Origin of the sequence: Parabacteroides sp. Y3-G-102 (assembly GCF_023656845.1) — a bacterium.
Lineage (GTDB): Bacteria > Bacteroidota > Bacteroidia > Bacteroidales > Tannerellaceae > Parabacteroides > Parabacteroides distasonis.
The window spans coordinates 42,643-55,876 of record NZ_JAMOKU010000031.1 but is presented as its reverse complement, the minus strand read 5'-3'; the positions used below and the strand labels follow the sequence as shown (position 1 = coordinate 55,876).

Sequence of the window (13,234 nt, the reverse complement as noted above, 5' to 3'; positions counted from 1 at the left end):
GTTAGTCTTTTGCCACTGATCCGTACGCCATACGATAATTATCAAATTCCTCTTGATAAGGCTTAGCGAACTCCGGATTGTATTGTTTGCTTACACGCAATACCTCTTGAAGAACCGCCAAGTTATGACCTAAATCACTCTCGACAGATGATAATTGACCCGGACGCAAACGGAAATACCAGTTTATACTACGCATCGCATTATCAGCGATACCTTTATAAACCATCTCCGCCTTCTCATTCTGGCCCAACTCGTAATACAGCTCACCTAAAGAAAGAGCGCTATAATCCAACGGAACATTCTCGGGAGGCAATACTTCCATCGCCTTATCCAATACGTCCAGTGCTTTCTCATTCTTGCCCTCAGCGACCAAAGCGGCAGCCAACTTACTGAACAACGCGATACGATAGCTCTTGCACATCCGCATCACAGTCTCATCCAAGTACACACCCGGCGTATTGACACCACCCCATTTGAACTTATTCATCACGTTGTCATACATCTTCTCCGTATTGATCGAACGAACAGTTCCCTGTGTCTCCATCGGAACGATCTGATAAGCCATACCGGTCTGCTGGAAGTACGGATCCAATTTCACGAATTGATCCGGGCTTACGGTAATCGCATAATAGATCGGACGGTTCCAGTCATTCGTCTGCAACATATCCAAGATAATCAACTCTTGCTTACCCAAGACATCCTTGCCTTTCAAGTCAATCTTCATCTCTTTCTGCAAATACGGCAAGTTAGCGGTATCGATCACGCCGGCAGCCATAACCGCAGCGGAATCTACCCCCATCGTCAATGTCTGCGCAGGAATATAATCTAATTCTTGATTGATACCCGGGATCTTCTTAAACTTCGGATCATTACTACGAACAAAATCAAGAGCGGTCTTCAGATCGATCGATTTATCCGTCATCGGGAATACATAAGCGGCATCACGAGTACCTTGCACATAATCCTCCGGTTGCCAAGAGATTGGAAGCGGATCGGATTCGTATGCTTGCTTCTTCATTTGGTTGATATACCAGTCGGTTTGCAAATAGCTCGTATTACATACACGTACATCCGTACGGATACCTTCCACCTCCTGCGCGTACCACAACGGGAACGTGTCATTATCACCATTCGTAAATATGACAGCGTTCGGCTCGCAAGATTCCAAATAGTTCGCACCAAAATCACGGCAAACATAACGGTTCGAGCGATCATGGTCGTCCCAGTTCTGCGCACCCATCTGGATAGGAACCAACAAGCAGAGTACCGTAGCGACAGAACCCGCTATCACCGGAGATAACTTGCCATACTTCTGCAATCCTTTCGCCAAGGCCGCCACACCGAAACCGATCCATATACAGAACGCATAGAATGATCCGGCATACGCATAGTCTCGCTCACGAGGCTGATACGGCGTCTGGTTCAAGTAAAGCACAATCGCGATACCCGTCATAAAGAACAAGAAGAACGTGATCCAGAATCCCTGAATGCCCTTCTTTCCGGCATAAGCTTGGAATAGAAGCCCCAAGATACCCAACAGAAGCGGTAACATATAATATACGTTATGCCCCTTATTATTGATAATATCGAACGGCATATCCTCTTGCGGGCCCACTAAAGCCTCATCAATAAACGGAATACCGGTTATCCAGTTACCATTCGACACCTCACCGTTACCTTGTATATCGTTCTGCCGTCCGGAGAAGTTCCACATGAAATAACGCCAATACATGAAATTCAGCTGATAAGCGAAGAAATAACGCAAGTTCTCGGCAAACGTAGGTTTCATCACCGTCACCATCTCGCCGCAACGGTTGAACTTCACCGGTGTACCTTTCACTTGTGCCCACTCCTTATAAGCCGCCACATGACGTCCGTCGCTACTATACATACGGGGGAAAAGCATACTCAGCTCATCCACGTATTCGTATTCCGTATCGTAACGAGAGATATAATAATGATCCTTCTCGTTTTTATCTTTCTTAATGACACGGCTCCAAGTCGGCTCACCCTCTTTCGATACAGGTACGCAAGTACCGCCTTGGTTCTCACGCTTCACCTCGGATACATAGGTCTGGCCGTAGATCAACGGAGTCTTACCGTATTGCTCGCGAGCCAAGTAGGTACGCAAGGTAAAGATATCTTGCGGAGCGTTCTGGTTCATAGGCGTATCGGCTGTCGCACGGATCAATGTCAAGGCATAGGATGAATAACCCACTACGATTACCATCAAGCAGACCAAGATCGTATTCAGCATCTTGATATTTACCTTCTTGCTCATGAACAAATAAGCCGTCAAGGCCGCCGTAAGGATCACGGCGATCACGTAACCGCTACCGATAAACGGAATACCCAACAATACGATCGAGAGGATAAAGGATATCTTCATCCGCACCGGATGGATCTCGTCTTGCATCGTCTCCCAGATCGCCCAGATCAAGGAAGCCGCCAAGATAATCACGAACGCATATACACCCGAGTTATACGGCATACCGAACGTATTGACAAACAACAGCTCGAAATAACCGCAAACCTCAACCAAGCCTTGTACGACACCATACATCATCAAGCCCACGATAGCGAACGACACCAATAAAGCGATCAGCGTACCCTTCATCGTAGGATTCGGGAATTTCTTATAATAATATACCAGCACGATAGCCGGGATACACAATAAATTCAGCAAATGGACACCGATACTCAGACCCATCAAATAAGCGATCAGCACGATCCAACGATCGGCATGCGGACGATCGGCGGCTTCTTCCCATTTCAGGATCAACCAGAATACCAAGGCGGTAAACAAGGAAGAATAAGCATATACCTCGCCCTCCACGGCGCTAAACCAGAATGTATCGCTAAACGTATAAGCCAAAGAACCTACCAAACCGCAACCCATGATCGTAATCATCTGTCCCAGACACATCATCTTATCGTCTTCCACGATAATCTTACGAGCTAAATGGGTAATACTCCAGAAAAGGAATAAGATCGTCAGGCCGCTAAAAAGGGCGGACATCGTATTGACCATTACCGCCACCTTGGAAGGGTCCGAGGCGAACTGCGTAAATAAATTGGCTGTTAACATGAAGAAAGGAGCTCCGGGCGGATGGCCTACTTCCAATTTGTATGCCGAAGAGATAAACTCACCACAATCCCAGAAACTGGCGGTGGGTTCCATTGTCATCAGATAAACGGTAGAAGCGATCAAAAAAACGACCCACCCCAACACGTTGTTGATTAGTTTGTACTTTCCCATACTTTGTATAAGTGTGATAATTAATTGTTTCTACTTGCATACCCACACGGGCAGTCGGCCGCAAAGGTAATCATTTACGTTTAATACCTAACGTTCCATTCCCCTATAAATTATATAGAATAGATTAGAATTATATTAAACAAACCTTATCACTCAAGTGTTAATAGAATAGTTGAGTATTAAAATTATAGGGAGATGAAAGAAAATTATGAACTAATTGATAATGAAGAACGCCACCAATATGAATTTCATATAGAGCGATACGTTCCCAGAATAGAGTATATAAAAAATAAGGATGGGGTAATTTATCTCACCCACACTGAGGTTCCCATGGAGCTTGGAGGTAAAGGAATTGGTAGCCAATTGGTGGAGAAAGTGCTCTTGGATATCGAAAAGAAAGACTTACGTCTCGTTCCGTTATGTCCGTTCGTAGCTGGATATATCCAGAAGCATCCGGATTGGAAACGCATCGTAATGAGAGGTATACATGTTTAATATTTATAACAAAATTATATGGGAAAGAAGATCGAATATACGAATGGTGAACTCACCATTATCTGGCAACCGGAGTTATGTCAACATGCCGGTATCTGTGTAAAGACTCTTCCCGATGTCTATAAGCCGAAGGAGAGGCCCTGGATACAGATAGAGAACGCAACAACCGCGGAATTAATTGCCCAAATCAAGCAATGTCCGTCTGGCGCGTTGACATACCGAATGAATAAAGAGGTGAAATGAGGCACCCCCCGCTTGTTTCATCTTGATAGAAAGGAGTATTCCGCATCGGATACTCCTTTTTTCGCCATAAGGGCCTCTTTCTATGATTTTTTGCTAGTTTTGTGATCTAGATTCACTATCAATGAAACAAATATGATAAAAAGACATTCTATCTTAACGGCAATCCTGCTTTGTTTCGTCGCTTTCACACAAGTGATGGCACAAGAGATGCAGGAACCCGAACCACTTCCGATCGACCCAAAGGTTCGATACGGGAAATTGAGTAACGGATTGACCTACTACATCCGTCACAACGATCAGCCCAAAGACCGGGCAGACTTTTACATCGCCCAAAACGTAGGCTCCATCTTAGAGGAAGAGAATCAACGAGGTTTGGCTCACTTCTTGGAACATATGGCTTTCGACGGCAGTAGGAACTTCCCGAATAACGGGATGGACGAATATATCGAGAGTGTAGGTATGCGCAGCGGGGAAAACTTCAACGCCTATACCTCCTTTGATGAGACCGTCTACATGATTACCAACGCCCCTGTCAACAAAAGCGGCGTGGTTGATTCTTGCTTATTGATCCTTCACGATTGGTCCGGGTTCCTAGCCTTGACCGACTCGGCTATCCAGAAAGAACGTGGGGTCATCCGTGAGGAATGGCGTACCCGACAGGATGCCCAGACTCGTCTATGGGAGCAGCAACTACCCAAGATGTACCCGGGAAGCCGTTACGCGAACCGGATGCCGATCGGTTCGATCGACGTGATCGAGAACTTCAAGCCGGACGAGTTGCGGGCTTACTACAAAAAATGGTATCGTCCGGACTTGCAAGCGATTATCATCGTGGGAGACGTAAATGTAGATCAAGTGGAGGCAACGATCAAAAAGATGTTCGCCGATGTCCCTGCCCCGGTCAACCCGGCAAAACGGGAACAAGTATCGGTTCCCGACAATGATCTACCTCTGATCTCGATCGCCAAAGACAAGGAGGCATCCAATACGATCCTTTATATCTTCTATAAACACGATAAATTGCCCAACGACTTGAATCGTACGATTGCCGGATTGGTAAAGGACTATATCCAGCAAATATGCGCGTCGATCATGGACGAGCGTTTCGATGACATCTTGCATCAAGCGAATCCTCCGTTTATCTATGCGGAAGCCTACGACGATGATAATTTCATGATCGCGAAAAGCAAGGGAGCATGGACCGTAGCCGCTCTTGCCAAGGAAGGCGAGATCGATTCCACACTGACCACGCTTGTCAAAGAGACTCAACGGGTAAAACAATATGGCTTTACGCCATCCGAGTATGAACGGGCACGCATCAACGTGTTGAAACAATACGAGTCCGCTTACAACGAGCGGAATAACCAAAAGAACGACGCTTATGTCCGTGAATACGTGAACCATTTCACCAACGGCGGTTATATCCCGGGCATTGAGATGGAATACACGCTATTGAACCAGATCGCCCAGAATATCCCGGTAGAGCAAGTCAACCAATATATCCAAGATATGATCGGAGAGGATAATATCGTGATCGGGTTAACCGGACCGGATAAAGAAGGTATAAAATACCCGACCGAGGAGAACCTGCTCCGTACGTTCCTCAAAGCACGACAGATGCCGGTAGAGCCTTATAAGGAAACTGTCTCCAACGAGCCTTTAGTCCCGACCTTGCCGACCCCGGGCCAGATCACGGAGACAAAGACCGGCCAGCACTTCGGAGCGACAGTATTTACCTTAAGCAATGGTATCAAGGTGGTATTGAAGCCTACCGAATTCAAGAAGGACGAGATCATCATGACCGCTACCAGCCCGGGAGGAAGCACTTTATTCGGCACGAAGGATATTGATAACTTAAAAGTTTTCAATGACGTGATCGAGATCGGTGGATTGGGTAATTTCTCCGCCACGGATCTAAGTAAGCGTCTGGCCGGAAAGAAGGTATCTTGCGCCCTATCGCTCAGTCAAGATAGTGAGAACGTGAACGGAATGGCCGCTCCTTCCGATTTGCGAACCTTATTCGAGTTAATTTACCTTAGCTTCACGGCTCCCCGCATGGACGAGGAGGCCTACGCATCTTTCGAGACACGGACAAAAGCGCAATTGCAGAATATGGAGTTAAATCCCATGGTCGCTTTCAGCGACTCTTTGTCTAAAGCGGTTTACGGAGATAATCCTCGTGCGTCACGTCTTCGTCCACAAGATTTCGAACATATCAGTTATCCTCGTATCATGGAGATGCGCAAGGAACGCTTCTCGGATGCTTCCGGTTTCGTATTCACGTTTGTAGGTAATATCCAGATCGATAGTATCCGTCCGTATATAGAGCAGTATTTAGCGACATTGCCATCTCAAGGAAAAATTGAGAAGGGAAATCCGGCGGAGGTTCCATCGATGCGTAAGGGAGACTATATGAATCGATTCAACCGCTCCATGGAAATCCCGAAAGTAACGGTAGCCAACCTCTATACCGGACAAATGGAGTACAATCTGGAGAATATCATCACCGCTACCGCATTGAAACAAGTTATGGACTTGGTATATTACGAGAAGGTACGCGAGAAAGAAGGAGGAACGTATGGCGTCGGTGTATCCGCTAGAATCTCACCTTTCCCGGAAGGAAGAACGACATTACAGATATTCTTCGATACGGACCCGGCTAAGTGGGAGCAGATGAACACAATTGTCCGCAATGAGTTGAAACGGCTTTCCGAGGTAGGCCCTCGTCAAGAAGATTTCAAGAAAACACAGGATAACCTGCTGAAACGTCATGCGGAAGTCTTGCAGGAGAACAGCTATTGGTTGAACGTATTGGATGATTATTATTATAAAGGATTTGATACCGATACGGATTATGAGTCGATTGTTAAGGCGCTGACTCCCGAGAAGATAAAGGCATTCGCCCAAAAGCTTTTGGGACAGGGTAACCGGGTAGAAGTTATCATGCAACCCTAGTTACTATTTTGAGGGGATGAGACGGGGCGTGCCCCGTCTCTACTTTGATTTCTTTAGTTTAAAATGATCGAATCCTTCCCCATAAACCCCGATTACGGCGCTTTGGGATACAAAGGCGGTCGGATCAATATCATTAATGATACGGAAAATCGTAGTGGATTGCCGTTTTTTAGCGAGCACGAACATCATCTTCTGTTCTTGCCCCGTATATAACCCGGTAGCATCGATCACCGTAACCCCTCGGTGCAACGCATTAATCTCCTTACCAATCTCTTGATACTTCTTCGAGATGATAAAGAATTGCACGGACTGGCGGGCACTGTTCACGATCTGATCCAGCACGAAACTACAAACATATAACGTTACGAAACCATATACCACTTTCTCCCAATCCTTTAGCACGAAATAACTGGAGGTGATAATAATCATATCGCAGATCATCATGACCCGTCCCAGCGTTATATCCCGGTATTTATTGATGATAGCGGCAATAATATCCGTTCCACCCGTACTACCGTTCGAGGAGAAAGCGATACCGATACCACTTCCGCAGAAGGAGGCTCCCAGCACACATGCCATAAACGGTTGATCTTGTAATAAATGCATCCCGGCTGTCAGCTCCTGGATAAGGGACAAGAAAAAAGTAAGCGTAAACACGGCGAAGATCGTCTTGATACTGAACTTAAAACCTAATATTTTCAAGGCAAGCATCAGCAAGACGGCATTAATGAGGAAGTAAGTGTACTGAACGGGAAATCCCGTAGCCCAGAAAATAATGGAAGCGATACCCGGCACTCCACCTGTCGTAATGTCATTCGGCAAAAGGAAAACGGTCCATCCGATACCGTAAAGGATCATCCCAAGAGCGATCATTAAATAGTCCCGTGTCTCCCGAAGCAGGACTTGTCTGGATAAGGAAGAAATTGATAAAGTAGATTTCATCTCATTTGTTTATTTTTAGCGGGCGCAAAGGTAATGAAAGTTATTGATAGGAAATGCTTCACCTTATATTTAGCCGGAAATATAATGGTTCACTTTCCCCTATTTACAGAGACGTAAGCAAAAGCCAAGGAATGTTAACTATTTATCAGTAATAACCCCTTTTATATAACATCACCTTTATTTAGAAAAGCTCTATAAACGAGAACATGAAGGAGAAAGCAGGCATTTATACGCCTTTTCCACACAAAAAGACCCGTTTTTCGATAAGAATACCCTCGTTAGATTACACATATAGTCCCGTTCACCCACGCCTGTACAGGCGTAAACCCACACATATAGTCACGATAGGCTACACATATGGTCATAATGGGCGATATGACTACCTTATAATGGGCATTGTTGCCCCCTAACGACTGGGCCATAAGGCATAAGATATGAGATAGGATGAATTTATTTCGCTAGAATAAAAGGCCGTTTTTCAACAAGTCACTAGCGGATAGACGATTGCTGTTTTTTTCTTTCGTTTTTAGGAGCGAGACGTACTTTGGCCCGAAATAATCGATTCTCAAGGACTTCAGTTTACAAATTGTCACATTGATATTCTAACCAGAACACGCATAAGCCCTTTCATCCAATTGTAGAGACGGGGCGTGCCCCGTCTCTACAACCAAGTATGTATGAGCTGCAAATATAGACTTACAATCTCACATTCTCCATTTCCTCACACTTCTCTTCCCGCAAGCGTTGAATATCCTTAAGCTGGCGGTCGAAAAACATGAGCAAGTCATTGATGAGCCGTCCGTTCTGGGATAAAAGCAAAACCCCATCCATCAATTGCGTTGACAGGTAGCGAACTTTCATATTACTTACATGTTGATCGGGACGCTGCAGATAAACGGCCATACATCTGTACAAAATTGGTGCTATTTGTATCCACGGCAGTTTTAGGCCTACCAACAGATTTTTCACGCTTTGTAACTGATGGTTCAGATAATCGAAATCATCCGCATCTCTCTCAAAACAGAAAGCTTCTTTCAAGCGTCGTGCCTCTTCCTTAAAAAATACATCACTCAACATTTCCATGTTCGAAACCGGAGCGTCTTGCTCTGAACCGACAGGTTCAGTTACGGGATAAATGTTTTCCACTTCCATAATATATTAGCATTAAGCAGGCGGAAAAAAGAACGGTCCCGCCTGACCCGTTGCTAAACACTTTACCAGAAAGCTGGAGGCACATTAATGCACTCCACGGGGGTACGGAACCGTCATATCGGATCGGTTACAGGCAAAAAAATGCCTGCAACCGAATAGAAGCAGGTATTCTACTCTGCTTTCTGGTTTTAAAATGTTTAGCATTGCAAATATACTTCTTTTTCCGGATATCCAACCTATAGAGGATAAATAATGTCTAGTAAGTAAAAAATCCGGAGCTGATACCTATACCCTAGAAGAGAAAAGTTTCTCTCGTCTATTTAAATTCTTGATGGGGCTAGGCAAGCATGAAAAATAAGATCTGTACTATACGGGAATTCAACGCTAAATCTACGATTAAAGAACAGATAGAAAGTCTTTAGGGGTCAATACTGTTATAGTTGAATTTACAAACCCTTTCACATCCCGCGTAATAATATAATCCGCCCCCGACATTTTTGCGGAGTAGTATTGAACGGCATCCTCCAAATCCGAGCTATTGGAATACAAAGCATTCATAAATATTCCATCGTCTATCGTTGATATCTCAACATAACCGCATATACGCTTCAAGACCTCAAGAAGTTCATCCCAAGAATAACCGTATTTATGAGCCGTATAATTCGCATTGATTAAGGTGAGAGCACTCATGACAATCTTTAGTTTATCCTCTATACAATATCTAAAGATAGTATCAGCATCCTCTTTGAAGCCTTCCCGCTGACATATCATGTCTAGCAACACATTGGTATCTACAAACACTCTCATCCGATTTGTTCCCTTTAAATGAATTTTGCGGATGCTATTGCTCCTTTTCCCATATCATCAGCAGGCACTTCTTTATGTGGCCCCTTCAAATGGAAGCTGTCTATAATTAAGTCAGTCGAAAACACATCGTTTTCCCCATCTTTTGCCCGTATAAGCTCCCGGGTCAACATTGTTTCTAACCACTTACTCAAAGCCTTTCCTTCTAATCTCATCTTGTTACTATATCTATGTAACAAAGAGTCATCTATATTTAAAGTGATTGTTGCCATATATATTTTTTCAAGTTATTGTAGCAAAGATAATTATTTTCCCATTCTATCCGCACATTTCTCCTTAAAAACACGATTATTTCGATACACGGGGAAATCACCAATTATGCATAAGAAGGATTAAGTATGCGTTGAGACTATAAATAGAGCCCCCTCACGCTATACTATCATGGAAATTGCGGAGGAGGCCGTTTCAGTCTAAAGAATCTTATAACTTGACAGAAATTTGTTCACCTTTGTACTCAATTACCTTTGCAGGCTTACCCTTATTATCCCATCCCGCAGGAGCATTCGGGCTTACGTAAATAATATTGAAAGTTCTCTCTGATAACATCCCGGGATAAGAGCCTTCACGACTACCGATTGTCAAAGTATTCGTCGCATCGCTATAATTAAAATCGATCTTCGAATAAGTTCCTTTCTGGTAATTATTGTTCGTACCTTCATCTTCATATAGATAGAAGGAGCCATCCTTTCCGGCATAAATATAGACATCTATCACTTCCGGTTTTTTCTCATTTACATAAGTGATCTCCGGACCATATAATAAGATACCACCTGACGGAGCAAATATCGGCATACGTTCGAATGGAGCCTCAACCTCCTGCTTTTGGCCACCTTTATAACGTTTACCCGTATATAGATCATACCAATCCGTTCCTTTCGGGAAATACACCTCACGGGAAGTCGCTTTATAGGTATATACCGGGGCGATCATCATAGAGGGGCCGAACATATATTGGGTAGAATTATCCCGGACAGCCAAGTCGGAGGCATAATCCATCACCAATGGACGCATAATCGTATAATCATCAAAATACGTCTTACCTGCCAACGAATAAATATAAGGCATCAAGCGGTAACGCAATTGATTATAATACAAGATCGTCTGATAGGCCGGATGATCTTCTGGGGCGATATTATAAATCTCACGCAATGGAAACTGTCCATGCGCACGGTACAAAGGGGTAAATGTGCCAAACTGATACCAACGGGCATTCAGTTCCCGCCATTCCTTCAAGTCGTCATTCTCAACACCGGTCTTGTCATAAATAAGCTGTCCTGTACGATAACGGTTCTCCACGCAGAAGCCACCGATATCCATTGTCCAATAAGGTATACCGGAGATTGAGAAGTTCAACCCCGCAGAAATCTGAGCTTTCAATTCCTCCCAACGAGTACCGATATCTCCGCTCCAAGAAGCGGTGGAATACCTTTGTAGGCCAGCGAATCCGGAACGAGTCAACAAAAATACGCGATCATCCGGATTTTCCTTCAATTGCCCCTCATAAATAGCCTGCGCATTCACCAACGCATACGTATTATAATATTGAGCTGAAGGGCCTAAAGCTGTCGGGCCGGTCAACGCCTTTTGGTAAGACATCGGTGTACAATCCTTAATATTCGGTTCGGAAGCGTCCATCCACCAAGCGTCCACTCCCAAACGATATAGGTTATCATTCATTTGTTTCCAGAATAACTTACGGGCACCGGGGGCATAAGCATCATAAAATGTAGCCACGAATCCAGGTGGAACAAAATCAAGGATGCTATCCTTAACCGCTTGCAGGTAAACCCATCCGTTAGCTGCCAATTCTTTATAATTCTTTGTGGTAGGATAAAATTTCGGCCAAACAGAGATCATGAAACGGGCATTCAAATCATGAATCGCATCAACCATACCTTTCGGATCAGAGAAACGTGCCGGATCAAACTCATGGCTTCCCCATGAATCAGTTTTCCAGTACTGCCAGTCCATGACAATATTATCCACACCCATTTTACGTTTTCGGAGCTCACGCAAGGCCGTCAATATCTCATCTTGCGTTTTATACCGTTCACGGCTTTGCCAAAAGCCCATCGCCCAAGCAGGCATGATCGGCGATTTACCGGTGACATACCGATAACCTGAGATTACCTCGTCCATCGAATCACCATGAATAAAATAATAATCTATATCATTTCCCATCTCCGACCACATAGACAATCGCCCTACTTCTTCTTCCGGACGAGGAGACAATACTTTCAACCCAATATAAGAGCCGGCTCCCTCACGCCATTCGATACGCACCGGGACTTTCTTTCCCGCTTGCAAATCGGCCGTGAATTTCACGCTATTAGGATTCCAAGAGGGCCGCCAACGTTCTTCTACCACCAGTTTATTATCCAAGAAGACTTTCGTATACGCTCCATAGAATAACTTAAAATGATAAACACCACTTTCTTTCGGTTCGATCTCACCTTCCCAAACGACCAAGCTGTTCCTGAAACGGAATCCTTCCGGGAATTTATCAAACGTCTCTCCCTTAAAATCAAACGTCTTCGGAAGAGGTTGGTGCGTAAACAGGGTCTCGTAATCAATTCTGGACTCTTGACGTTCCGCAAAGACCTCCAATCCATTATTTTTATAATAAGTAGCGGTCAAACCTCCCTCTTTCCCATTCTTATCGTACAACTTAAAGATATCCAAGTTCGAATAAGGGCGTGGATCACCGTACCGGGAATAAGAATAGTTATCGAATAAGACACCATAATTCTTGGAAGAAACCACGAAAGGCACCGATATCTTGGTATTATACTGATACAACTCCTCATTTTTCGATTTATAATTAAATTCATCCGACTGGTGCTGCCCCAATCCATAGAAAGCCTCGTCTTCCGGTGAATTAAATTGCTGGCGAGTCGTATAGCCTTTGCGACCTTCTACCTCTATCGGCGTAAACTGCCGTCCACCGTTACTTTCTCGCAATATTAGCTTACCCGACATATCATAGAATGTCACTTCTCCCGTAACAAGACTGACGGCCGCACGTAATTTGCCGGTATTCAGAAATACGGAATCCGAAGTCGATTCGACATTCCATTTTACCGGGGCCTTTACCGGAGCGACACGGACTAAGCTCTGCTTATCCTGAATCTTAGCCTCCGGGCTTGCCGTCACTTGAATAACCTCATCATTCACAACCAACAAACGAACCGTTTTCGATTGGTTCAGCTCGCCTTCCGGCAAGCTGACCAATATACCATTCGCTATCTTTTTATATCCGGCCTGCGCCGAGAATGGTAAGACAGCCAATAGCCCATATAACAATAAATACTTACATCTCATATC

The 13,234-nt window shown here is 44.5% G+C and carries 9 protein-coding genes; 3 read left to right on the top strand and 6 right to left on the bottom strand.

Annotation, left to right across the window (positions count from 1 at the left end; genetic code table 11):
• Window position 1 precedes the first annotated feature (1 nt).
• Entirely contained in the window at window positions 2-3,259 is a 3,258-nt protein-coding gene (locus NBH16_RS15475) for a DUF2723 domain-containing protein (RefSeq protein WP_250788849.1), read from the bottom strand.
• Window positions 3,260-3,454: 195 nt separating this feature from the next.
• Between NBH16_RS15475 and NBH16_RS15470 the strand changes: the two genes are divergently transcribed.
• The 3 genes from NBH16_RS15470 to NBH16_RS15460 all read left to right on the top strand — a co-directional run bounded on the left by NBH16_RS15470 (window position 3,455) and on the right by NBH16_RS15460 (window position 6,952).
• A complete protein-coding gene (locus NBH16_RS15470; RefSeq protein ID WP_036614495.1) occupies window positions 3,455-3,754 on the top strand; it encodes a GNAT family N-acetyltransferase in 300 nt (99 codons plus the stop codon).
• A gap of 18 nt (window positions 3,755-3,772) precedes the next feature.
• Window positions 3,773-3,997, top strand: a complete 225-nt coding sequence (locus tag NBH16_RS15465) for a (4Fe-4S)-binding protein (protein ID WP_057317236.1) — start codon at window positions 3,773-3,775, stop codon at window positions 3,995-3,997.
• A gap of 132 nt (window positions 3,998-4,129) precedes the next feature.
• Window positions 4,130-6,952, top strand: a complete 2,823-nt coding sequence (locus tag NBH16_RS15460) for a M16 family metallopeptidase (RefSeq protein ID WP_057319845.1) — start codon at window positions 4,130-4,132, stop codon at window positions 6,950-6,952.
• Window positions 6,953-6,991: 39 nt separating this feature from the next.
• Here the strand turns inward: NBH16_RS15460 and NBH16_RS15455 are convergent, their stop codons facing one another.
• From NBH16_RS15455 to NBH16_RS15435, 5 genes are all read right to left on the bottom strand, one after another.
• A complete protein-coding gene (locus NBH16_RS15455; RefSeq protein WP_057319846.1) occupies window positions 6,992-7,894 on the bottom strand; it encodes a YitT family protein in 903 nt (300 codons plus the stop codon).
• Between the two features lie 696 nt (window positions 7,895-8,590).
• Window positions 8,591-9,046, bottom strand: a complete 456-nt coding sequence (locus tag NBH16_RS15450; RefSeq protein ID WP_008773145.1) for a hypothetical protein — start codon at window positions 9,044-9,046, stop codon at window positions 8,591-8,593.
• 396 nt (window positions 9,047-9,442) lie between these two features.
• The gene (locus NBH16_RS15445; protein WP_008773146.1) at window positions 9,443-9,853 is read right to left on the bottom strand and encodes a type II toxin-antitoxin system VapC family toxin; all 411 of its coding nucleotides are present in this window, start codon (window positions 9,851-9,853) and stop codon (window positions 9,443-9,445) included.
• Between the two features lie 14 nt (window positions 9,854-9,867).
• Window positions 9,868-10,122, bottom strand: coding sequence for a hypothetical protein (locus NBH16_RS15440; protein ID WP_008773147.1), 255 nt, complete (start codon window positions 10,120-10,122; stop codon window positions 9,868-9,870).
• Window positions 10,123-10,330: 208 nt separating this feature from the next.
• A complete protein-coding gene (locus NBH16_RS15435) occupies window positions 10,331-13,231 on the bottom strand; it encodes a TIM-barrel domain-containing protein (RefSeq protein WP_008773148.1) in 2,901 nt (966 codons plus the stop codon).
• Between the last annotated feature and the right edge of the window lie 3 nt (window positions 13,232-13,234).

Coding starts and splice junctions, on each gene's coding strand:
- NBH16_RS15465 (WP_057317236.1), top strand. CDS start 3,773: ATGGGAAAGAAGATCGAATATACGAATGGTGAACTCACCATTATCTGG.
- NBH16_RS15440 (WP_008773147.1), bottom strand. CDS start 10,122: ATGGCAACAATCACTTTAAATATAGATGACTCTTTGTTACATAGATAT.
- NBH16_RS15460 (WP_057319845.1), top strand. CDS start 4,130: ATGATAAAAAGACATTCTATCTTAACGGCAATCCTGCTTTGTTTCGTC.
- NBH16_RS15445 (WP_008773146.1), bottom strand. CDS start 9,853: ATGAGAGTGTTTGTAGATACCAATGTGTTGCTAGACATGATATGTCAG.
- NBH16_RS15455 (WP_057319846.1), bottom strand. CDS start 7,894: ATGAAATCTACTTTATCAATTTCTTCCTTATCCAGACAAGTCCTGCTT.
- NBH16_RS15435 (WP_008773148.1), bottom strand. CDS start 13,231: ATGAGATGTAAGTATTTATTGTTATATGGGCTATTGGCTGTCTTACCA.
- NBH16_RS15450 (WP_008773145.1), bottom strand. CDS start 9,046: ATGGAAGTGGAAAACATTTATCCCGTAACTGAACCTGTCGGTTCAGAG.
- NBH16_RS15470 (WP_036614495.1), top strand. CDS start 3,455: ATGAAAGAAAATTATGAACTAATTGATAATGAAGAACGCCACCAATAT.
- NBH16_RS15475 (WP_250788849.1), bottom strand. CDS start 3,259: ATGGGAAAGTACAAACTAATCAACAACGTGTTGGGGTGGGTCGTTTTT.